General features: G+C 44.8%; 19 protein-coding genes and 1 riboswitch. Of the genes, 2 read left to right on the forward strand and 17 right to left on the reverse strand.

The genetic code is table 11. From position 1 onward, the window contains the following. Positions 1 to 18: 18 nt before the first annotated feature. The 11 genes from sufC to ACFPRA_RS20945 form a co-directional block, all read right to left on the reverse strand. Complete coding sequence (gene sufC, locus ACFPRA_RS20895) at positions 19 to 798, reverse strand: Fe-S cluster assembly ATPase SufC (RefSeq protein ID WP_381439027.1); 780 nt, start codon at positions 796 to 798, stop codon at positions 19 to 21. Between the two features lie 411 nt (positions 799 to 1,209). Next, on the reverse strand, positions 1,210 to 2,070 hold the full coding sequence (locus tag ACFPRA_RS20900; RefSeq protein WP_381439029.1) for a MetQ/NlpA family ABC transporter substrate-binding protein: 861 nt from the start codon (positions 2,068 to 2,070) through the stop codon (positions 1,210 to 1,212). Positions 2,071 to 2,142: 72 nt separating this feature from the next. Then, positions 2,143 to 2,811 (reverse strand): methionine ABC transporter permease, encoded by a 669-nt coding sequence (locus ACFPRA_RS20905; protein WP_381439032.1) that lies wholly within the window; start codon positions 2,809 to 2,811, stop codon positions 2,143 to 2,145. Beyond that, positions 2,804 to 3,829: a methionine ABC transporter ATP-binding protein gene (locus tag ACFPRA_RS20910; protein WP_381439034.1), complete on the reverse strand. Its 1,026-nt coding sequence runs from the start codon at positions 3,827 to 3,829 to the stop codon at positions 2,804 to 2,806. Before ACFPRA_RS20910 ends, ACFPRA_RS20905 begins: the two co-directional genes overlap by 8 nt. A 334-nt stretch (positions 3,830 to 4,163) precedes the next feature. Next, a riboswitch (SAM riboswitch) is annotated at positions 4,164 to 4,269 on the reverse strand. Between the two features lie 53 nt (positions 4,270 to 4,322). Beyond that, a complete protein-coding gene (locus tag ACFPRA_RS20915) occupies positions 4,323 to 4,622 on the reverse strand; it encodes a thioredoxin family protein (protein ID WP_381439036.1) in 300 nt (99 codons plus the stop codon). 111 nt (positions 4,623 to 4,733) lie between these two features. Beyond that, positions 4,734 to 5,201, reverse strand: a complete 468-nt coding sequence (locus ACFPRA_RS20920) for a toprim domain-containing protein (RefSeq protein WP_381439039.1) — start codon at positions 5,199 to 5,201, stop codon at positions 4,734 to 4,736. A 57-nt stretch (positions 5,202 to 5,258) separates the two neighbouring features. Further along, complete coding sequence (gene gcvH / locus ACFPRA_RS20925; RefSeq protein ID WP_381439041.1) at positions 5,259 to 5,642, reverse strand: glycine cleavage system protein GcvH; 384 nt, start codon at positions 5,640 to 5,642, stop codon at positions 5,259 to 5,261. Between the two features lie 75 nt (positions 5,643 to 5,717). Next, positions 5,718 to 6,077: an arsenate reductase family protein gene (locus ACFPRA_RS20930; RefSeq protein WP_381439044.1), complete on the reverse strand. Its 360-nt coding sequence runs from the start codon at positions 6,075 to 6,077 to the stop codon at positions 5,718 to 5,720. A gap of 95 nt (positions 6,078 to 6,172) precedes the next feature. Further along, on the reverse strand, positions 6,173 to 7,960 hold the full coding sequence (locus ACFPRA_RS20935) for an acyl-CoA dehydrogenase family protein (RefSeq protein WP_381439046.1): 1,788 nt from the start codon (positions 7,958 to 7,960) through the stop codon (positions 6,173 to 6,175). A gap of 90 nt (positions 7,961 to 8,050) precedes the next feature. Beyond that, positions 8,051 to 9,226, reverse strand: coding sequence for an acetyl-CoA C-acetyltransferase (locus ACFPRA_RS20940; RefSeq protein ID WP_381439048.1), 1,176 nt, complete (start codon positions 9,224 to 9,226; stop codon positions 8,051 to 8,053). 26 nt (positions 9,227 to 9,252) lie between these two features. Then, the gene (locus ACFPRA_RS20945; protein WP_381439050.1) at positions 9,253 to 11,637 is read right to left on the reverse strand and encodes a 3-hydroxyacyl-CoA dehydrogenase NAD-binding domain-containing protein; all 2,385 of its coding nucleotides are present in this window, start codon (positions 11,635 to 11,637) and stop codon (positions 9,253 to 9,255) included. 211 nt (positions 11,638 to 11,848) lie between these two features. On the opposite strand from ACFPRA_RS20945, the gene ACFPRA_RS20950 reads away from it, so the two are divergent. Next, entirely contained in the window at positions 11,849 to 12,169 is a 321-nt protein-coding gene (locus tag ACFPRA_RS20950; protein ID WP_381439052.1) for a thioredoxin family protein, read from the forward strand. Positions 12,170 to 12,448: 279 nt separating this feature from the next. On the opposite strand, the gene ACFPRA_RS20955 is transcribed toward ACFPRA_RS20950, so the two are convergent. From ACFPRA_RS20955 to ACFPRA_RS20980, 6 genes are read right to left on the reverse strand one after another with little or no spacing between them, the layout of a single operon-like run. Then, a complete protein-coding gene (locus tag ACFPRA_RS20955) occupies positions 12,449 to 13,870 on the reverse strand; it encodes an aldehyde dehydrogenase family protein (RefSeq protein WP_381439055.1) in 1,422 nt (473 codons plus the stop codon). 15 nt (positions 13,871 to 13,885) lie between these two features. After that, positions 13,886 to 14,638, reverse strand: a complete 753-nt coding sequence (locus ACFPRA_RS20960; protein WP_381439057.1) for an SDR family NAD(P)-dependent oxidoreductase — start codon at positions 14,636 to 14,638, stop codon at positions 13,886 to 13,888. Between the two features lie 15 nt (positions 14,639 to 14,653). After that, positions 14,654 to 16,033 (reverse strand): dihydrolipoyl dehydrogenase, encoded by a 1,380-nt coding sequence (lpdA, locus tag ACFPRA_RS20965; RefSeq protein ID WP_381439059.1) that lies wholly within the window; start codon positions 16,031 to 16,033, stop codon positions 14,654 to 14,656. A gap of 14 nt (positions 16,034 to 16,047) precedes the next feature. After that, positions 16,048 to 17,364: a dihydrolipoamide acetyltransferase family protein gene (locus ACFPRA_RS20970; RefSeq protein ID WP_381439062.1), complete on the reverse strand. Its 1,317-nt coding sequence runs from the start codon at positions 17,362 to 17,364 to the stop codon at positions 16,048 to 16,050. 14 nt (positions 17,365 to 17,378) lie between these two features. After that, a complete protein-coding gene (locus tag ACFPRA_RS20975; RefSeq protein WP_239390929.1) occupies positions 17,379 to 18,359 on the reverse strand; it encodes an alpha-ketoacid dehydrogenase subunit beta in 981 nt (326 codons plus the stop codon). Positions 18,360 to 18,377: 18 nt separating this feature from the next. Then, positions 18,378 to 19,361, reverse strand: coding sequence for a thiamine pyrophosphate-dependent dehydrogenase E1 component subunit alpha (locus ACFPRA_RS20980; protein ID WP_381439065.1), 984 nt, complete (start codon positions 19,359 to 19,361; stop codon positions 18,378 to 18,380). A gap of 172 nt (positions 19,362 to 19,533) precedes the next feature. On the opposite strand from ACFPRA_RS20980, the gene ACFPRA_RS20985 reads away from it, so the two are divergent. Continuing rightward, entirely contained in the window at positions 19,534 to 21,195 is a 1,662-nt protein-coding gene (locus ACFPRA_RS20985) for a sigma-54 interaction domain-containing protein (protein WP_381439066.1), read from the forward strand. Positions 21,196 to 21,297 lie beyond the last annotated feature (102 nt).

Raw genomic sequence — 21,297 nt, forward strand, 5'->3', positions numbered from 1 at the left:
CTGAATCGTCCCCCTTTCTTATGCTTCCTGCCCGACAGTCTCGTCTTCAATGCCGAGTTCTTCTTTGATCCAGTCATATCCTTGCTCTTCAAGTTTCTTCGCCAATTCTGCACCGCCGGATTTGACGACTCTTCCTTGCATCATGACGTGGACATGATCTGGTGTAATGTAGTCAAGGAGACGTTGGTAGTGCGTGATGATCAGGCAGCCGAATCCTTCGCCGCGCATTTCGTTAATCCCTTTTGAAACAACTTTCAATGCGTCGATATCAAGACCAGAGTCGATTTCATCAAGGATTGCAAACTTAGGTTTCAACATCATCAGTTGGAGGATTTCGTTACGTTTTTTCTCCCCGCCCGAGAACCCTTCGTTCAAGTAACGAGTAGCCATATCTTCGTCCATTTCAAGGAATTCCATTTTGCTATCCAGCTCACGGATGAATTTCATCAATGAAATTTCATCGCCCTCTTCACGTTGCGCATTGATGGCAGAACGTAGGAAGTCAGCATTTGTCACGCCCGTGATTTCACTTGGATATTGCATCGCAAGGAAAAGACCCGCTTGTGCACGCTCGTCCACTTCCATTTCCAGTACGTCCTCACCGTCAAGTGTCACCGTACCTGCTGTTACTTCGTATTTGGGATGTCCCATAATCGCTGACGCGAGAGTTGATTTTCCTGTACCGTTCGGACCCATGATTGCGTGGATTTCATTTGTATTGATCGTCAAATCGACGCCTTTCAATATTTCCTTGCCTTCAATTTCAACGTGAAGGCCTTTGATTTCCAAAGTTGCCATTCCAATACCTCCATATGTTAAAGATGAACGGATATCCATTCTCAATTTAGTATCATTCTAATCTTAACGCATAAAGCATCCCCATGCAAATCATTGAGAACCTTATCGATTGATTAGAATACACTTAAATCAAGACTTTGTTATACCTGCTCTAGTAGATTCGCCGCATTTTCAATTATCTATTCCTGATTGAGAATTTTATCCTCATTCAGTAGAAGGCTCCGATCTCTGTAGCTGGCGAGATGAATGCGATTTTGTTCCCCTGTTCAGTGGGAGTTCAAACGCCTGCTGAACGAAGCAAGGAGGCAATTGAGCTTTGCTCAATTCAAAATCTGGACGCAATCACGCCGAGGCGCGATTGATTAAAGAAGCTCCATTAATCATTTTCAGATCAACGGAGCTTCAATTTAATTATTTTACTGGAACGATTTCGCCATTCCACTCTTCAACGATAAAGTCTTGAATTTCTTGTGATTGCAACACTTCTACTAATGTTTTAATTTCCGGTTTGTTTTCATCGCCTTCACGTACAGCGATGATGTTCACATATGGTGATTCCGAATCTTCCATTGCGATTGCATCTTTAAGTGGATTTAAACCAGCATCGATAGCAAAGTTCGTGTTAATCAGCACGATATCCCCTTCGCCGTTATTGAAAAACTGTGGCAAGATTGCCGGATCGTTTTTCGCGTCAAATTGAAGATTCTTCGGATTCTCGGCGATGTCTTTCAGTTCAGCTGATGTTTTATCAATTCCTTCAGCCAATTTGATTAGCCCTTTTGCTTCAAGCAACGCCAATACGCGTCCATGGTCAGCAACGGAATTACTGATCAGCACAGTAGCACCGTCCGGAAGTTCATCAAGTGATTTGTATTCTTTCGAATAAATACCGATCGGCTCAATGTGGATGCCGCCTGCATTGACAAATTTATAACCATGATCTTTGATTTGCAAATCAAGGTATGGGATATGTTGGAAATAGTTTGCGTCAAGATCTTTGCTTTCAAGGTCTTGGTTCGGCAAGATATAGTCTTGGTATTTTTGGATATCTAGTTCAATGCCTTTTTCTTTCAACAATGGTGCCGCTTTTTCAAGAATGATCGCATGCGGCGTGTTGGAAGCACCGACAACTAGCTTTGTTAATTCTCCACCAGTAGCCTCTTCACCATTGCTACCACTTGTGCTATTTTCATTTGTGTCATTTTTTGTTCCACATGCTGCCAGTGCAAGCAAAAGCACGGCCAATAATAATCCTGATAAGATTTTCTTCATCGTAGAACTCCCCTTTTCTATGTCATTTCTATAGTTAGCAGGCAAAACGCCTGGTGTAACCTACTTTCAACTTTAACGCTTGTCCAACTTCTTCACTGCTAAATCACCGATGGCCTGAATGATGAAAACGATGACCAAAATGAGGATGGTCGACACTTGCGTCACATCTTCCCGGCTGCGTTGGAATCCTTCCATATATGCAAGCGTACCGAGTCCGCCCGCTCCGATAATACCCGCCATTGCTGTATAGCCGACAAGCGCGATGGCTGTCACCGTAATGCCTGAAATGAGTGCCGGCATCGATTCAGGCAACAGCACTTTAAAAATAATGGTTCTCGTTTTTGCTCCCATCGACTTGGCTGCTTCGATTACGCCTTTATCAATCTCCTGCAGCGCAATCAATACCATCCGCCCATAAAACGGAGCCGCTCCGATAATGAGTGCTGGCAGAGCCCCTTCCGGTCCCCGGATTGTACCGACCAACAGTTTCGTAAAAGGTATGAGCAAGATGATTAAAATGATAAATGGAATCGACCGGAAGATATTGACGAATGCCCCCGTGATTGTATAGATCACCTTATTGGCCCATATTTGACCCGGACTTGCCAGGAACAACACTACCCCTAGCGCAATGCCGATGATAAAAGTAAAAAATGTTGAGATAGCGGTCATGTAAATCGTTTCGATAGTTGCTTCCCACATGACTTCCCAATCCACATTCGGAAATAGGTTTTCAATCATTGCCGATCACCTCCGTCTGGACATCTTGTTCATGGAGGTATTGAATCGCTTCGTCAATGAGTGCTGCCCCTCCTACGAGCTGGAGGATAAGTGTACCGTATGCTCCACCACGGGTATGGGATATATTTCCTTGCACGATGTTCACATCTACATTGAACTTCCGGATCAAGCTTGCCAAAACTGGCTGTTCCGTCCGATCACCGACAAAGACAAGTTTGACGAGCGTTCCGGTGGGAAGCTCTTCTTTAATATGTTCGATTGCCTGTTTCGCCTCTGCCGATTCTGTCACTTGGGAAACGAATCGCTTCGTAATCGGGGCTTGGGGAGCTTGGAACACATCAAGTACATTACCAAGTTCTACAACTTTTCCCGCTTCCATGACCGCGACACGATGGCAGATTTTGCGGATGACATGCATTTCGTGTGTGATCAACACAATCGTCAAACCGAGCCGCTCATTGATTCCCGTCAGCAACTCCAAAATGGAATCCGTCGTTTCGGGATCAAGCGCTGACGTCGCTTCATCACAGAGAAGAACTTCCGGATCGTTCGCGAGCGCCCGTGCAATGCCGACACGTTGCTTCTGCCCACCTGACAATTCGGATGGATAGGCATGTTCACGGCCACTTAGGCCGACCAATTCAATCAGTTCAGCGACTTTCCGTTCCCGTTGCGCTTTTCGAACGCCTGCGATTTCAAGTGGGAAAGCAATGTTATCCTTCACAGTTCGGGACCATAATAAGTTGAAATGTTGGAAAATCATGCTCACTTTTTGTCGGGCTTCTCTCAGGTCCTTGCCTTTAATCGCGGAAATCTCAAGTTCGCCAATTTCCACTCGACCGGAAGTTGGCTTTTCAAGACCGTTCAGCAGGCGAATCAACGTACTTTTCCCCGCCCCGCTATAACCGATAATGCCAAAAATTTCGCCATCCGCAATTTCAAGCGTTACACCATCAACCGCAGATATGCTATTTGCTCCTACACCATATTGTTTATCAATATCCGTTAAACGGATCATTTCTTTCACCTCAACACTTGAAAAGCAGAAGTGGCCTACATTAGATGCTCTCCCCACTACAGCTAGACAATAATAATCAATTACGCCTCGGCGTAATTGTGACCAGATTTTGAATTGAGCACAGCTCAATTAACTCCCTTCAAAATCTGTGACATTCGCCGGAGGCTTTATCTTCGTTCAGCAGGCGTTTGAACACCCGCTGAGCAGGAAAATAAAACCGCATTCATCTCGCCATCTCATAGAGATGGAAATCTTCTGCTCAAAGAAGATAAAAAAACCTTCCTGCAGACGAGCAGAAAGGTATTACGTTAGTTGTCACAAACGTTCATCCGATCTCTCATCTGTCAAAGCGATTGCTTTGCGTGATTTGGCACCATTTCACTTTCATGACGGTTGCCGGGCTTCATAGGGCACTGTCCCTCCACCTCTCTTAATAAGAGCAACTTATTCAACTATATGTTCAGACGAATAGTATCATGTTCGACAAGCTCTGTCAACTCAATTTTTCAAGGAGGTACGGAACAGAATGAAATGCGTAGATCTTATGCTGTATTTCGCCTTCCTTTTGGATCAGCAGACAAGGGACGCTTTCAATTTCATACTCAACCGCCACTTCCTGCACGTAGTTCAAATCTGCTTTCCCCATATGTAAATCTGGCTTCATAGCGGCAATGACATCCAACATTTTGGATGCAACGGCACAAGTTCCACACATCGGTGTATACAAATAATATACGGCTTCGGGTAATTCTTTCAATGCCTGTTTCCATTGTTCGCGCGTCCATTTTTCCATTTTTTTATAAATCATCCTTTATCATCAATTCCACTTCAGCAAGCGGTCCTATTGAATCTCGACTGCATGACATGCATCTTCACCATCTAATTGAAAGGGTATTTTGCCGAATCAAGTTAAAAATTCAGGGCGGATTTTGAATTCAGCGCCAAGCAATATGGAAGCGAGTACTTTGTCGGGGGTCGTCTCTACTTCCCGATAAGTCTTTTCCGTATACAAATGAATGGCATCTGGATATTCCCTTTTAAATAAAACACGTATCTTTTCCCCATCTTCATCCGCATCCACAAAGACAAATAATTCCTGTTCCTCAAATGGAGCAAGCAACTCTTCGAGACGATAAGGACTGATCGTCCCGTTCGTACAAATGATTGTAACGGGTTCGGCTAGGATTCTGACAAGCCGTTTCCGATCCGCCCCGCCCTCCACGATGATCACTTTTTCATCCACCACAAAGCCACTCCTTTGCGCACTGCCTGAAGAATCGATAGACAAAAACGCCGGCATAATCACACCGGCGTTTCCATCGAAAGATTTTTCGGATTTATTCGATAAATCTTTCCGGAAAATCTGTGACATCCGAAGATTTTAACTTCATTCAGCAAGTCATATTACAACTGCTGAAGCGAGTTCACCTTATTCTCCGACTGTCATTTTGTCATACTCTTCAGCAGACATTAACGTATCTAATTCTGCCGCATCCGTTGGTTCAACAACGATCATCCATGCATTTTCATAAGGTGATTCGTTGACAAACTCAGGGTTGTCCTCAAGCTCTTCGTTCACCTCAAGCACTTTACCGCTGATTGGCGCGTAAAGCTCAGATACAGTTTTAACGGATTCAACACTTCCGAACGGCTCATTCACTTTCACTTCATCGCCAACTTGCGGTAGTTCGACAAAAACGATATCCCCAAGTTCAGATTGTGCGAAATGTGTAATACCGATGCGGTAGTTTCCGCTTTCTTCTTTTACCCATTCATGCTCTTCAGAATAGCGTAGGTCCTTTGGTGTACTCATACCTTAACCCCTCCAAATAAATAGTTTCATGCCCTTCAATTTTGGCATATTTCATGACCGATGACAAGATAGGAATCAATTTGCCCAAACGGTGTCGAATTCCTCTTCTTTGAAACCGACAGTCACCTTGCCATGTCCGAATACAATCGGTCTTTTGATCAACATACCGTCCGATGCCAACAAGCTAATCTTCTCTTCATCTGTCATGTTTGGTAAGCGATCTTTCAAGTTTAATTCCCGATATTTTTTACCCGAGACGTTAAAAAATTTTTTAATGTCCAGTGAAGACGCCGCAATCATTTCTTTTAATTCTTTTTCAGCCGGTGGATTTTCTGCAATATTCACCTCTTGAAAATCCAGTTCATTCATTTCAAGCCATTTTTTCGCTTTTCGACATGTTCCACATTTCGGATAGCCATAATATGTAATGCTCATCTCGCTCAACACCTCCGTTTTCGCCATTATAGCAGAAAAACCATCCGAAGACCTCAAGGCATCGGATGGAAAGGTTTGTATGAATCGTTTATTTCTCAAACAATATATTTCTCAGCTTCAATTAGCTTAACAGACGCTTCACGTTTTTTCGCGATGATATTAAAAGGTGTGGAACGTGTCAATTTCCGCAAGGCAGAGAGCATCATGCGAAGATTGTCGCCCTCTGTTGCAGCAAGTAGCGTTTCTTTCGCATCTTTTTCAATCGCTTCAAATGCTTCTTGGCAAAAAATTTGTGTATATAAAATCTTTTGCTGTTCTTTCTCTTCTCCGTTGCGGGTAATCGCTTTTTCTGTACGTAACAAAGCCGATTCCATTGCGAAAATGTTATTGGCGATATCCGCGATATTGACGAGTACTTCTTGTTCCGCTTCAAGTTTCGTCCCAAAACGCTGTGCGGCGATTCCAGCTACAAGCAATCCGATTTTCTTGGCATTTTTGACAAGCACTTTTTCTTGTGCAAGTGCTTCCTCGTCAATTTCCTCCGGCATCATCGTGAGCAGTTCAGCTTGTAATGCTTGCGCTTGTTGTAAAAGTGGCAATTCACCTTTCATCGCCTTTTTCAAAAAAGTCCCGGGAATGATCAGGCGATTGATTTCATTCGTTCCTTCAAAAATACGATTAATCCGGGAATCCCGGTAAATGCGCTCAACCTCATATTCCTGCATGAAACCATATCCGCCATGTAATTGGACAGCTTCATCAACAATATAATCGAGCACTTCGGAGCCGACAACTTTATTGATGGAACATTCAATTGCATATTCAGCGATGGCCGCTGCGACGGCTTTCCCATCTTTTTGCTCTGCAGCGCTCAACCGGCTTTGCCGCTCCTCAAAATAGCCTACCGTTCGGTATATCAAACTTTCCGTCGCATACAATTTGGCTGCCATCGTAGCCAATTTTTCTTTCGTTAAATTAAAAGAGGAGATCGGTGTTTTAAACTGCTGGCGCTGATTGGCATAAGTGATGGCCAATTCAAGAGCACGTTTGGATCCGCCGATTGTTCCGGCGCCCAATTTATAACGTCCGATATTTAAAATATTGAACGCTATAATATGCCCCCGGCCGATATCGCCTAATAGGTTCTCAACCGGCACTTGCGCATCCTGTAAAATGAGCGTTCGTGTAGAAGATGACTTGATCCCCATTTTTTTCTCTTCCGCACCGACCGAGACGCCCGGGAATGCTTTTTCAACGATGAAAGCCGTAAATTTCTCCCCATCAATTTTTGCATAGACAATAAAGACATCAGCAAAACCGGCATTCGTAATCCACTGTTTTTCTCCATTTAAGATGTAATGTGTTCCTTCAGCATTCAACTTCGCAGTCGTTTTTGCTCCTAAAGCGTCTGAACCGGACCCCGGCTCCGTCAAGGCGTATGCAGATATTTTGTTACCGGCTACGGAGTTCGGTAAATACTTTTGTTTTTGTGCTTCATTGCCAAACAGGACGATCGGTAATGTGCCGATGCCTACGTGCCCGCCGTGTGTAATCGAAAAACCACCGGCTACGGACAATTTTTCCCCAATCAACGCAGATGAGATTTTGTCAAGGCCAAGACCGCCGTATTCTTCAGGTACGTCTGCACCGAGAAGACCTAGATCCCCAGCCGTTTTAAGCAATCTTAACGAGTTCTCAAATTCATGGTTTTCGAGTTTGTCTAGAACCGGGAGCACTTCGTTTTTCACATAGTCTTCCGTTGTCTTCGCAATCATTTTATGTTCATCGGTAAAGTCCTCGGGCGTAAAAACCCGATCTGCCGCAATCTCTTCGATTAAGAAGGCACCGCCTTTGATCAGTTCATCCGTTTGCAATTCAGTCATTGGAATTCCTCCTTATATTGTCGATAACTCACTCTATTGAAATAAAGAAATGACCTCGAACACGATGTGACGCTAGAGGATACCTTCCCCTTATAGCATTTCAAATACGCCGGCTGCGCCCATTCCGCCGCCGATGCACATCGTGACGACACCAAATTGTTTCCCTTGGCGTTTCAATTCATTCAGTAGGCGGATTGTTAAAATCGTGCCGGTCGCACCGAGTGGATGCCCAAGCGCGATCGCTCCCCCATTGACATTCACTTTGTCCAACTCCAAACCTAAATGGCGGATGACTTGCAATGATTGGGAGGCGAATGCTTCATTCAATTCCCATAGATCGATATCGTCGATGGAAAGTCCCGCTATTTTCAACGCTTTCGGCACAGCTTCGATCGGTCCGATACCCATCACTTCAGGCGGCACGCCCCCTACTGCAAATGCACGGAATTTCGCAATCGGTTTCAAGCCTTGCGCTTCTGCCACTTCACGATCCATCACAAGAACAGTCCCTGCGCCATCAGATGTTTGCGATGCATTGCCGGCCGTCACCGAACCAGTCACCGAAAATGCCGGTCGCAATTTTGCCAACCCTTCCATACTCGTTCCGTGACGGACCCCTTCGTCCATGGTGAATGTGAATGTCTTTTCATCATATTTTCCATTGTCATCGACAAAACGTTTGACGACTTCCACGGGCACGATTTCATCATTGAATTTCCCGGCTGCGATGGCCGCTCCCGCACGCTCATGCGAACGGACAGCAAAAGCATCTTGGTCCTCACGGCCGACACCGTATTTCACCGCCACTTGTTCAGCGGTATGCCCCATCCCCATGTAATATTGAGGTGCCGTTTCCGCTAAATGAATGTTCGGACGGATTGTATTGCCCATCATTGGCACCATGCTCATCGACTCGACGCCCCCTGCAAGGATCGCTTGGGAATGCCCGATCATAATCCGTTCGGCGGCATAGGCGATCGATTGCAAACCCGATGAACAGAATCGGTTGATGGTAATGGCCGGTGTCGTGTCCGGCAGTCCGGCAAGTGCACCGATATTCCGTGCAACGTTCATACCCTGCTCCGCTTCAGGCATGGCACAACCGATGATCAGATCATCAATGGGACCGTCATAGCCGCCCGCTCGCTTCAAAGTTTCTTTTATTGTCAATGCGCCTAAATCATCAGGACGGACGTTCACCAAAGAGCCTTTCCCCGCTTTTCCAACCGGCGTCCGTGCACCGGCGACAAGTACTGCTTCTCGCATCTCCACTCCTCCTTTTGCTTTACCGATCAGTTACGCAGTGGTTTTCCTTTTAACAGCATGTGTTGCATCCGCTGTTGAGACTTCGATTCTGCAATCAGACTTAAGAAGGCTTCACGTTCCAAGTCAAGCATGTATTGTTCATCAACGAGCGTTCCATACGGCACTTTACCGCCTGCCAACACGAACGCCAATTTCTTGGCAATTTTCAAATCATGCTCGCTGATGAAGCCAGAAAGGAACATCCCTTCCGCTCCGAGAAGCATCGTCGCATAGCCCGAATCACCGGTAACTGGTATTTTATCTTTTTTCGGTGCTGTATAACCATTTTCATAGAGTGCAAGCGCGGCTTGTTTCGCATCATAGAGTAAGTGATCGGCATTAACACTGATCCCATCCGCAAAATCGAGAAAGTTATTATCACGCGCCTCTTCCGCAGAAGTAGATACTTTTGCCATGGCAATCGTCTCGAACACTTTATTCGCCACATATTGGTAATCGACACGGACTCCGTTCGGCAAGCCTTTTAAATGCTTCGCATACAGATTGACATTGCCACCGCCTCCCGGGATGAGCCCGACACCTGTTTCCACAAGTCCGATATACGTTTCCGTCGATGCTTGGATATGCGCCGCCGGCAGACAAACTTCCGCTCCCCCGCCAAGCGTCATCGCAAACGGTGCGGCAACAACAGGCTTCTTGGAGTACTTGATTTTCATCATGGTCTTTTGGAACGTGCGAATGACAAAATCGAGTTCAAAAAGATTATCATCCTGCGCCTCCATCAGAATGAGACCCAAGTTGGCACCCACACAGAAGTTTTTCCCTTGGTTGCCGATGACAAGTCCTTTGAAATGTTGCTCGACTTCATCGACAGCAAAGTTAATCATCTGCAAAATGTCCAATCCGATCGCATTTGACTGGGAATGGAATTCAAGTAATGCAATGCCGTCTCCCATATCGATCAGGCTGGCGCCTGCATTTTTCTTAATGACGCCATGTTTCTTCTTAATGCGTTTTAAATCGATCACTTTTTCATTGGCCGGGACTACCTTGTACTCTTCCCCATCAAAGAAATAAAGTTCACCGTCTTCTTCCTTATAAAAAGTTTCATAGCCTTTTTCCAACAATCGCTGTACAAATGGAGGGATTGCTGTCCCTTCCTCTTTCATCTTTTCCACTGATTGTGCGACGCCGATCGCATCCCACATTTCAAACGGTCCTTGCTGCCAACCGAAGCCCCATTTCATCGCTCGGTCGATGGCGACGATATCATCTGCAATTTCACCGTTCAATCGTGCAGAATAGCGCAATGTCGGGGCGAGGATATGCCAAAGGATCTCACCCGTCCGATCCTTTGCATAGACAAGCGTTTTCACTTTATCGGCAAGCCCTTTTTGCTGCTTCGCCATTTCAATTGAAGGCGTTTTCAATTGTTTCGCCGACTCATAGTCAAAGGTCTCTGGATTCAATTCAAGAATCTCTTTCCCTTTTTTCACATAGAATCCTTGCTTCGCTTTTGCACCGGCCCAGCCATTCTCCACCATTTTCTGCATGAAAGCCGGCGGGACGAATACTTGCTGCTCTTCCCCTTCCGTTTTGTCATACACATTTTTCGCGACATGCATGAATGTATCGAGTCCGACCACGTCAAGTGTCCGGAATGTCGCCGATTTTGGTCTACCAATCAGCGTCCCCGTCACTGAATCGACTTCCCCGATCGAATAACCCCGATTCGCCATTTCACGGAGCGTGACAAGAAGACCATATGTGCCGATCCGATTGGCGATGAAGTTCGGTGTATCTTTAGCGATGACAACGCCTTTGCCAAGCCGATCTTCCCCGAATTTTGTCATGAACTCCACCACTTCCGGAGCCGTCGTACTGGCTGGAATAACCTCAAGCAACTTCAAATAACGTGGAGGATTGAAAAAATGGGTGCCCAAGAAATGTTTTTGGAAATCATCCGAACGCCCTTCCGCCATCGCTTCGATGCTAATGCCAGATGTATTGGAGCTGATGATCGTTCCCGGGTTACGTACCGCATCAATTTTTTCATAGAGCGCTTTTTTGGCATCGAGGTTTTCGACAATGACTTCGATAATCCAGTCAACTTCTTTCAACTTCTCCAAATCATCCTCAAAATTCCCCGCTTCAATCAGCGTCAAATTATTTTTGCTAGTGAGCGGAGCGGGCTTTTGCTTGAGCAGTTTCTGCAATGCTCCTGCCGCCATTTTGTTCCGCACTTGTACACATTCTAACGTCAGTCCTTTTGCCGCTTCTTCATCCGTCAATTTTTCAGGGACGATATCCAAAAGCAGTACAGGAATTCCAATGTTGGCAAGATGCGCCGCAATACCTGATCCCATGACACCAGATCCTAAAACTGCCGCTTTTTTAATTTGATAAGTCACAAGTGAAGCCTCCCTTTGACCCTTGAATGAATGGTCATTCATTTTTCATGCAAAAAAATTTGAAACATTTTCTAGTATTCTAAGTGTAATCTATTGTGTATTTTTTCGCAATATTATAATCTCTATTTTTCATCTTCTCTCACCAGAGCGTTTTGTTACCCGTCTGAAACAAAAACATTGTACACTGACCTTATAAGGAGGGGATTTAATAATGAAATCAATTACAACTGCAGAACAATTCAACGAAGTCATTTCAGGCGATTCTAAAGCATTGGTCAAATTCCAAGCAGGATGGTGCCCGGATTGCACGAGAATGGATATGTTTATCGATCCGATCGTTGAAAAATATGATATGTACACATGGTATGATGTCGATCGCGATGTGCTACCCGAAATCGCTGAAAAATATGACGTGATGGGCATTCCGAGCCTATTGATTTTCCAAAACGGTGAAAAGAAAGCGCATTTGCATAGCGCCAACGCAAAATCACCGGAACAAGTAACAGATTTCCTAGATAGCGTAGAAAAGTAAATGGCATTTGTTTCACCTAATTGGGCTGTCCGGAAAGTTAGTAAAAACTGATTTTCCGTAACAGCCCTTTTCTTCTACTAAGACCGCATCCTAGAACACGTCAATTTCCGGGGGCATAACTTCCGCTCCAATAGACCGATTCAACTTACCATACATCATCTTGTAATCTCCCTAAACCAAAAAAAACGAAGTAACCGTCCTTCCATTTTTAAGGATTGACGGCTACTTCTTATATAAAAGGACCAACTTCTTACATTGCAATGCATCTCATATAAGTCATTATTCTTGATTCCAAATAACGAGCTTCATTTCTGTCATTTCTTCTATTGTATATTTTAAGCCCTCACGCGAATTACCGCTTTCTTTCACGCCGCCATAAGGCATTTGGTCAACGCGATACGTTGGGATGTCGTTTATGAGAACACCGCCGACATGAAGCTTTTTAGACGCATGCATAGCTGTAGCAATATCATTTGTGAAAATACCTGCTTGTAGCCCATATCTGGAATCGTTAATTGCAGTAATCCCTTCCTCTACCGACTGAATCGCATTAATAGAGACGATTGGCGCAAAGACTTCCTGGCAAGATACTTTTAAATGGGGTGCAACACCGACAAGAACCGTTGGCAACAGCAAGTCGTTTTCGATCGTACCTCCTGTCACGAGTTGGACATCCGCCTCCACTGCTTCATCAATCCACGCCTTCGCACGATCCTGTTCTTTTCTTGAAATCAGCGCAGATATATCTGTTTTTTCGTCTAACGGATCACCTAATACGAGTTTCTCAGTCGCTTCTTTAAACTTAGCAGTAAACGCTTCTACGAGATTCTCATGCACATAAATTCGCTGAAGTGAAATACAAACTTGTCCTTGGTTTGAAAATGCTCCAACAACACATTTCGGAACGATTTTATCAAGGTCAACACCATCGTCGATAATCACACCCGCATTCGAGCCAAGCTCCAACGCTACTCTTTTTAAGCCTGCTTTGTTGCGAATGCCAATACCGACTTCAGGACTTCCAGTAAATGTTACCATACTTACTTTGTCACTCGTTACGAGGCGATCGCCAACTTTGCGGCCGCTTCCCGTCACAACATTTAAAGCTCCCTTTGGCAATCCTGCTTGCTCTAATAATTCTGCAAGGAAAAAGGCTGATAAAGGTGTTTGGGATGCTGGCTTTAAAACCACCGGATTCCCTACTGCAATTGCAGGTCCGATCTTGTGCGCAACTAAATTCATAGGGAAGTTAAACGGCGTAATGGCCGCAATAACACCAATTGGCTCCCTTACTGTATAGGCAAGACGATTGGCACCGTTTTTCGCTGCATCTAAAGGAATCATTTCGCCGTGGATGCGCTTCGCTTCTTCCGCTGCAAATTTATACGTTTCGATCGTGCGGTCCACTTCACCTAACGCAAACTTCAAGGGCTTTGACGATTCCAAAGAGATGATTTGAGCCGCGCGCATTCGATTTTCTTTGAACAGAACAACGAGCTTTTCAAGAATTTCCGCTTTTTCATAAGCCGTTAAATTAGCCATCGCTTCTCGTGTCGCATAAGCTGCATCAATGGCAGCATCTACTTGTCCGTCAGATGCTTGTGGAATTTCCGCTATTTTCTCCTGTGAATACGGTGAAAATAACTCCGCATATTGCTCTGCTTCGACCCACTCTCCGTTTATATACAACTTTTCCTTCATTGTTATCCCCCTTAGTTATCTCCCTAATACTCCGCCATCGACAGGTATTAACGTCCCAGTCACATAGTCCGAAGCTGGTGCAGCTAAAAATAACGCAACACCCGCAACATCTTCAGGCGTGCCCCAGCGCTTTGCCGGGATTCTCGCTTCTACTTGCGGTGCGCGAACGGGATCATTCATTAAGTCGGTATTCATCGTTGTTAGCATATAGCCCGGCGCAATCGCATTCACTTGGATGCCGTATGCCGCCCATTCATTGGATAATGACTTTGTCAATTGAAGGATGGCGCCTTTACTCGTTGAATAGGCGACCGCGTTATAACCGCCGAGTACCGAAACAATGGATCCCATATTAATGATTTTCCCAGACCCTTGTTTTTTCATTTCCGCTGCCGCGAGCCGAGATAGTTCAAAGACTGCCGTGACGTTCAGACCGAGGATGCGATGCCATGTTTCGAGCGATACGTCAAAAGCAGGTTCTCTTTTGATCAAACCGGCACTGTTAATTAAAATATCGACCTTCCCTTCAAGCTTCTCTAACGCTTCTTGAAAAGATTGCTGCAAGCTGTCCATGTCTAACAGATTCCCTTTTACGCCATGCACTTTAGCGGCTTTTTCGTTAAATTTAGCTGCCAACGATTCCACATTGTCTGAAATGTCGATGACCGCAACTTCTACCCCAGCTTGATGAAAAGCTTCTACCATTGAAAATCCTAGACCTTGTGCACCGCCCGTAATAATCGCCTTTTTTCCACGTAAATTAAACATACTTCCACCCTCTTCTTAAGAATGAATCCCTTTTCCGATTAATGCATTCGCCGATTCCATAAGCACTTCAGATAATGCTGGATGCGGCTGAACCATTTGGGCAAGCTCATCCACTGTCCCTTCTAGATAAAGGTAAGCGGAAGATTGGCTAATCATTTCCGTCACATGCGCACCGACCATTACAACCCCTAAAATTTCACCGTATTTCTCATCGATGAAAACTTTGGAGAACCCTTCTGTTTCCCCCATCGCCAATGCTTTTCCATTGCCAACAAAGGAATATTGGTGCGCTTTATAGACAATGCCCTTTTGCTTTAATTCTACTTCGCTCATACCGACGCTTGCAACCTGTGGATTTGTATAAATGCATCGCGGTATCACCGTATAATCCATTCGCTTTTGCTTGATATCTAAATTCGCAACTGCCGTTAATCCTTCAGCACTCGCCACATGTGCTAGCTGTAAGCCGCCAATGACATCCCCAACTGCAAAAACACCTTGAACGCTCGTCTCCAAATAATCATCAACCTCGATATGTGGACCGTTCATCTTCAAATTTAGTTCAGCGCCAGCTGATACGTTAGGTTTTCGTCCTACCGCCAGAAGAATATCATCAACAACGAGCGTCTCTTCTGTTCCATTGTCGGTTATAATGCTCACCGATTTCCCGGCTTCATTTTCCGCAATGGCTGCTACTTGGTGCTTCGTCAATACTTGAATGCCTTTTTTCTTCAAGTTCGAAAGCAATGCCTTCGACGCGTCCTCATCCTCTGTTGGAATGATCCGGTCTCCAAGCTCCACGATGGTAACCTTCGTTTGCAAACTCGCAAAAATATTGGCGAATTCGACACCGATGATGCCGCCGCCGACAATGACGATCGACTGCGGTATTTTTTCGATATCGAAGATCGTATCGGTTGTATGATAGTTCACTTCATCGATTCCCGGAATCGGCGGCACAACCGGTTGGCTTCCTGTCGCAATAATGATTTTTTCGCCTTGAATTTTTTGAGACTGTTCTTTTGCCTGAACAGAAACGGTTTTATCGGAATGGATTGTGCCGTATCCATTGTAAACATCAATTTGCCCTTTTTTTAATAAAAATTGAATCCCGGTTCTTAACGTCTCAATGACTTGATCTTTCCGCGCAAGCATTTCTTTCAATGAAAAAGTCAATTCGCCCGTATGAATGCCCCAGCTTTTCGCCTTTTCAATACTTTCAATGACTTCTGCATGCTTTAACAATGTTTTGGAAGGAATACAGCCGCGATTTAAACAGGTACCGCCTAAATGATCTGCCTCAACAAGCGCTGTTTTCTTCCCGTTTTTTGCAGCTCTTAGCGCAGCTACATAGCCGCCTGGACCGCCACCGATAATAATTACATCATAGACCAACTTTGTTCACCACCTTATATCATTAATGTTAACGGATTTTCGAGTGCATCTTTTAGTGCTGTTAAAAATGCTGCCGCAGGAGCCCCGTCAATAATGCGATGATCGAATGATAAACTCAAAGTCATCATGGAACGGATCACCATTTCATCATTTACAACAACTGGATTTTTCTGAATACGCCCAACGCCTAAAATTGCTGCGTTCGGCAAGTTGATAATTGGTGTAAAGCCGTCGATTGCGTACATGCCTAAGTTGCTAATCGTAAAGGTACTGCCTTGCATATCATCTGGAGCAAGCTTTCCTTCGCGCGCTTGCTTCCCTATTTTCTTCGATTCCGCCGTAAGCTCCGCAAGACCTTTCTGATCCACATTTCGAAGCACTGGAACGACTAATCCGTCAGGAACAGCTACTGCCATTCCTACGTTAATGTCTGAATGGAAAACAATTTCATTGCCTTCTAAAGAAACGTTCATATTTGGATGTTGCTTTAACGTAAAGGCAGTCGCCTTTATAATAATCTCATTAAATGAAATGCGCTGTCCTTCGATTTTTTCGATGACTGGTAGCAAATCTTGACGCAGCGATACACAATTCGTCATGTCAATCTCAGAGTAAAGCGTGACATGCGGTGCTGTATAAGCGCTCTCCGCCATTCGATCTGCGATGACTTTCCGCATGCCTCTAAATGGCACACGTTTATTTTCGACTTCAGGCGTTTGCCCGCTGTCTGTAGGCGGAATGATCACATCTTGCTTCATCACTTTGCCGCGCACACCTGTCCCATCGATTTGCTTATAATCCATTCCTTGATCATCCGCAATTTTCTTCGCCAGCGGGGTAATTCTTTTCGCATTCTGCGCTAAGAAGCTTTCAACGTCCACCTTATGAATACGCCCCTTCGAACCTGAGCCGACCACTTCTTGTAAATTAACACGATTTTCTTCTGCCAACTTTCTAGCCGCAGGCGTTCTTCGAATTTTATCGCCCGCTTGTGCAGATGTTACCGGCGCTGCTTCAACGGTTGTCTCTTGCTGTTGATCAACAGACTCACTTCCCGTAGGCGATGTTACTGCTAACCCATCGAGCGATTCACCCTCTTCGCCCATGTAAGCGATGACTTCATGTACTTTCACCGTATTTCCTGCGTCATGAACGGTCTTTAATAAAACGCCTGTCGTTTCTGCTTCAATTTCTATAACAATTTTATCTGTTTGGATTTCCGCGATCGGATCTCCTTCTTCTACTACTTCTCCAACCGGAACGAGCCAAGAAACAATCGTTCCCTCTTCCATCGTTGCCCCTAGCTTCGGCATGACAACTTCTGTAGCCATGTCTGCACACCTCCTTACTTATTCATGAGTTTTCTGCATTCCACCACAATGTCATCCACTTGCGGCACTGCTGCTTTTTCTAATGTCGGGTTGTAAGGGATCGGCGTTGCAAGGCCGCCTAACCTGCGAATCGGTGCATCTAAATAATCAAAGACATCACTTTCCGCGATCATACTTGCAATTTCTGCACCGTACCCCCCGCGTTTTACCGCTTCATAAACAACCAATACACGGCTTGTTTTCTTCACAGAGTTTAAGATTGTTTCTGTATCCAAAGGTACTAACGTACGCGGGTCAATGACTTCGACTTCAATACCTTCCTTTGCAAGAATTTCAGCTGCTTCTAGAGCACGATTCACCATAATGGCCGTCGCGACGATGGTAATATGAGAACCCTCTCTCTTAATGTCCGCTTGACCTAATGGGATTTCGTAATCCTCCGCCGGCACTTCACCTTTCGTGTTGTACAGCAATTTATGCTCGTAGAATAATACTGGATTATTATCCCGAATCGCCGCTTTCATCAATCCTTTGGCATCATAGGCGTTGGAAGGCTGAACGACTTTCAAACCTGGCACATGCGCCATCCATGCTTCCAAGCTTTGCGAGTGCTGCGCTGCAAATCCTGCACCAGAGCCACCCGGAAGTCTAACAACAACCGGAACGCTCGTTTTCCCACCAAACATATAACGCATTTTCGCCGCTTGGTTGACAATATTATCCATCGCAATCATGACAAAGTCGGAAAACTGAATTTCTAAAATCGGTCTCATGCCTGTCATTGCAGCACCGACCGCGCAGCCGCTAATCGCCGCCTCAGAAATCGGTGTATTACGCACACGTTCTGGTCCAAACTCTTCAATCATGCCGTTTGTTAAACCGAATGCACCTCCATAAACGCCAATGTCTTCTCCCATAATGAAAACGTCTTCATCTCTTCGCATCTCTTCACTCATCGATTCACGAATCGCTTCTAAATAAGTTAGTTCTCTCATGTCACTCATCACCTTTCCTTAAGCAAAAATGTCTTTCATCAATGTCTCTAAATCTGGTTCTTTGCTGTTTTCTGCAAACTCGACCGCTTCATCCATTTCGTTCGCTACTTGTTGCTCCATGTCGCTAAATTCGTCCTCTGTCAACACGCCCGCTTTAAGTAATTGCTCTTTGAACAAGGCAATCGGATCGCGCATTTTTCGCCACTCTTTTTCTTCTTCGCGTGTGCGATACTTTCTCGCATCACTTCGGGAATGCCCTCTCCAGCGGTACGTATGTGCTTCGATTAATGTTGGCCCTTCGCCAGTTCTTGCACGTTCAACGGCTTTTTGTGTCGCCTCTGCAACAGCCAGTACATCATTTCCATCTACAATGACGCCTGGGATGCCATAAGCTGCACCACGATCCGCAATATTTTCAACTCTTGTCATTTCCTTGATCGATGCGGACATTCCATACAAGTTGTTTTCGCAGAAAAAGACAACTGGTAAATCCCAAACCGCCGCTAAGTTTAACGCCTCGTGAAAGGCACCCTCATTGCTTGCGCCATCACCAAAGAAACAAACGACAACGTAGCCTAATTTTTTCATTTTTGACGTTAATGCCGCACCAACGCCAAGTGGTAAACCAGCTGCCACAATTCCGTTTGCTCCAAGGTTGCCGACATCTAAATCCGCAATATGCATGGAGCCGCCTTTTCCTTTACAATAGCCCGTTTCTTTCCCTAATAACTCCGCCATCATCCCTTTCACTTTTGTTCCTTTCGCGATGCTATGTCCGTGTCCACGGTGATTGCTCGTAATTTTATCTTCTATCGTTAAGGGTACACACGCACCGACAGCTGTCGCTTCTTGCCCAATGCATAAATGCATCGTTCCATGAATTTTTCCTTGTTGAAATAACTTTTCCACCATTTCCTCAAAACTTCTAATAACCATCATGTCATACAACATTTTCTTTAATTGTTCTGATGTATGAGAAGTTTCTTTTAACAAGTTTGTCATCTCGTTACCTCCTATTTTTCAGCAAAATCTCTTGTCGCTATTTATATTGCAAGTTTCATGCCAAAGTATTCCTCTGCAGTTTTCAGCCTTTTCCCATGTTAAATGATGTATAATTAAGAAAAACCGATGCAAAATTTCATCAAAAAAAGTAAATTGATGCAAGGAGGAACATATGAATACGTTTTTAACAAAAATTAATAGCTTCGGCGTTTTAGTCATCGATCTCCAAGGCCGGCTTCTCTATTCCAATGCGCTTGCAAAAAAATACAACTACTATATTGATGCAATCACCGAAGCCGCACTGAGCGGTGCAAGCACTTTCAGCTTGCTCCATTATCCTGCGGAAATCGAAAGTTTTCAGGACAACGGACAAATGATTGTGCTCATCAGCCCAACAAACGAAATGGTTCGTTTAAAAAAAGAAACGGACGCCTTGCAAAGCGTCCGCAACGAACTCAACGAAGTGATCAATTCATCATTTGACGGCATCGTCATTAGTGACAAAGACGGGATTATCATTCACCAGAACCCTTCGTACGAACAAATTACAGGATTGTCCGCAAAAGACTGTATTGGCCGCAGTCTCAAAGAATTGGAAGAGGAACATATTATCGACACATCTGCTTCCTTGCGAGCACTCGAAGAAAAGAAAGAAGTAACGATTATTCAAAAGATCAGTACAGGTGCAACTGTTCTCGTTTCTGCTGCCCCGATCCGAAATAAAAATGGGGAAATCGAAAAAATCGTGAACAACGTCCGAGATTTAACTCAATTGAATACCCTCGAATCGGAAATTAAGCTACTTGAACAGCAAAACCAGCAAATCCATCAAGAACTCGAATTTCTAAAGGAACAAAACGATCCGCGACTTTCCATTATTGCTCATTCCGATGCGATGAAAGATGTATTGGATCGAGCGATCCGCGTATCACAAATCGACTCCGGCGTACTCATCCATGGGGCTTCCGGGGTTGGAAAAGAGAAAATTGTGGAGCTGATTCATCAGCGCAGCTTAAGAAAAGAGTATCCTTTAATTAAAATAAATTGCGGCGCCCTGCCCGAATCGTTATTGGAATCCGAACTTTTTGGCTATGAATCCGGCTCGTTCACAGGTGCCAATCAAAAAGGAAAAGCCGGCTTGTTTGAAGCGGCCCATCGGGGGACGATCTTTTTAGATGAAATCGGTGAAATGCCGCTCCAATTACAGGTGAAGCTGCTTCGCGTACTGCAGGAGCATGAAATTACGCGAATTGGTGGAACAAAACCAACACCCGTAGATATCCGAGTCGTAGCAGCAACGCATCGCAACTTACCGGAAATGATCCAGCAAGGCACCTTCCGTGAGGATTTGTACTATCGATTAAACATCATCCCTATTTCCATTCCGGCCTTAAAAGATCGAAAAGAGGATGTCATTCCGCTTATCTATCATTTCCTGAATGGCATTAACCATAAATACGGACTGAACCGGTCATTTACAAACGATGCTTTAATTGCTTTTACAAATTACGATTGGCCTGGCAATGTGCGTGAGCTACAAAACTTCGTAGAACGAATTACCTTAATGAGCAGCAATTCAGAGGTAGGCATGACAGATTTGCAGAAAGAGCTGCAATTTACGAATGGTCTACAATTGGATACCGCACCAACCGCCAACTCCACTTTAAACGGCGCAGAAACAATGCCTTTACGGGAGCAATTAGAAGCTTTTGAAGCCGAGTTGATTAAAGAGGCACTGAATTATTATCCGAGCATCCGACAAGCCGCGATTGCCTTGAAAGTCGACCAATCGACGCTAGTGAGAAAGATTCAGAAATACGAAATTGAGAAATGAACAGTTGGAAATGCTGACCATAGAGCAGTTGGTCCCTTGATCAAAATTGGAGCCAATTAACAAAAGGGTTGGAAATCAAATCGATTTCCAACCCTTTTCGCT

Source organism: Sporosarcina soli (genome assembly GCF_042655805.1).
GTDB classification, from domain to species: Bacteria; Bacillota; Bacilli; order Bacillales_A; family Planococcaceae; genus Sporosarcina; species Sporosarcina soli.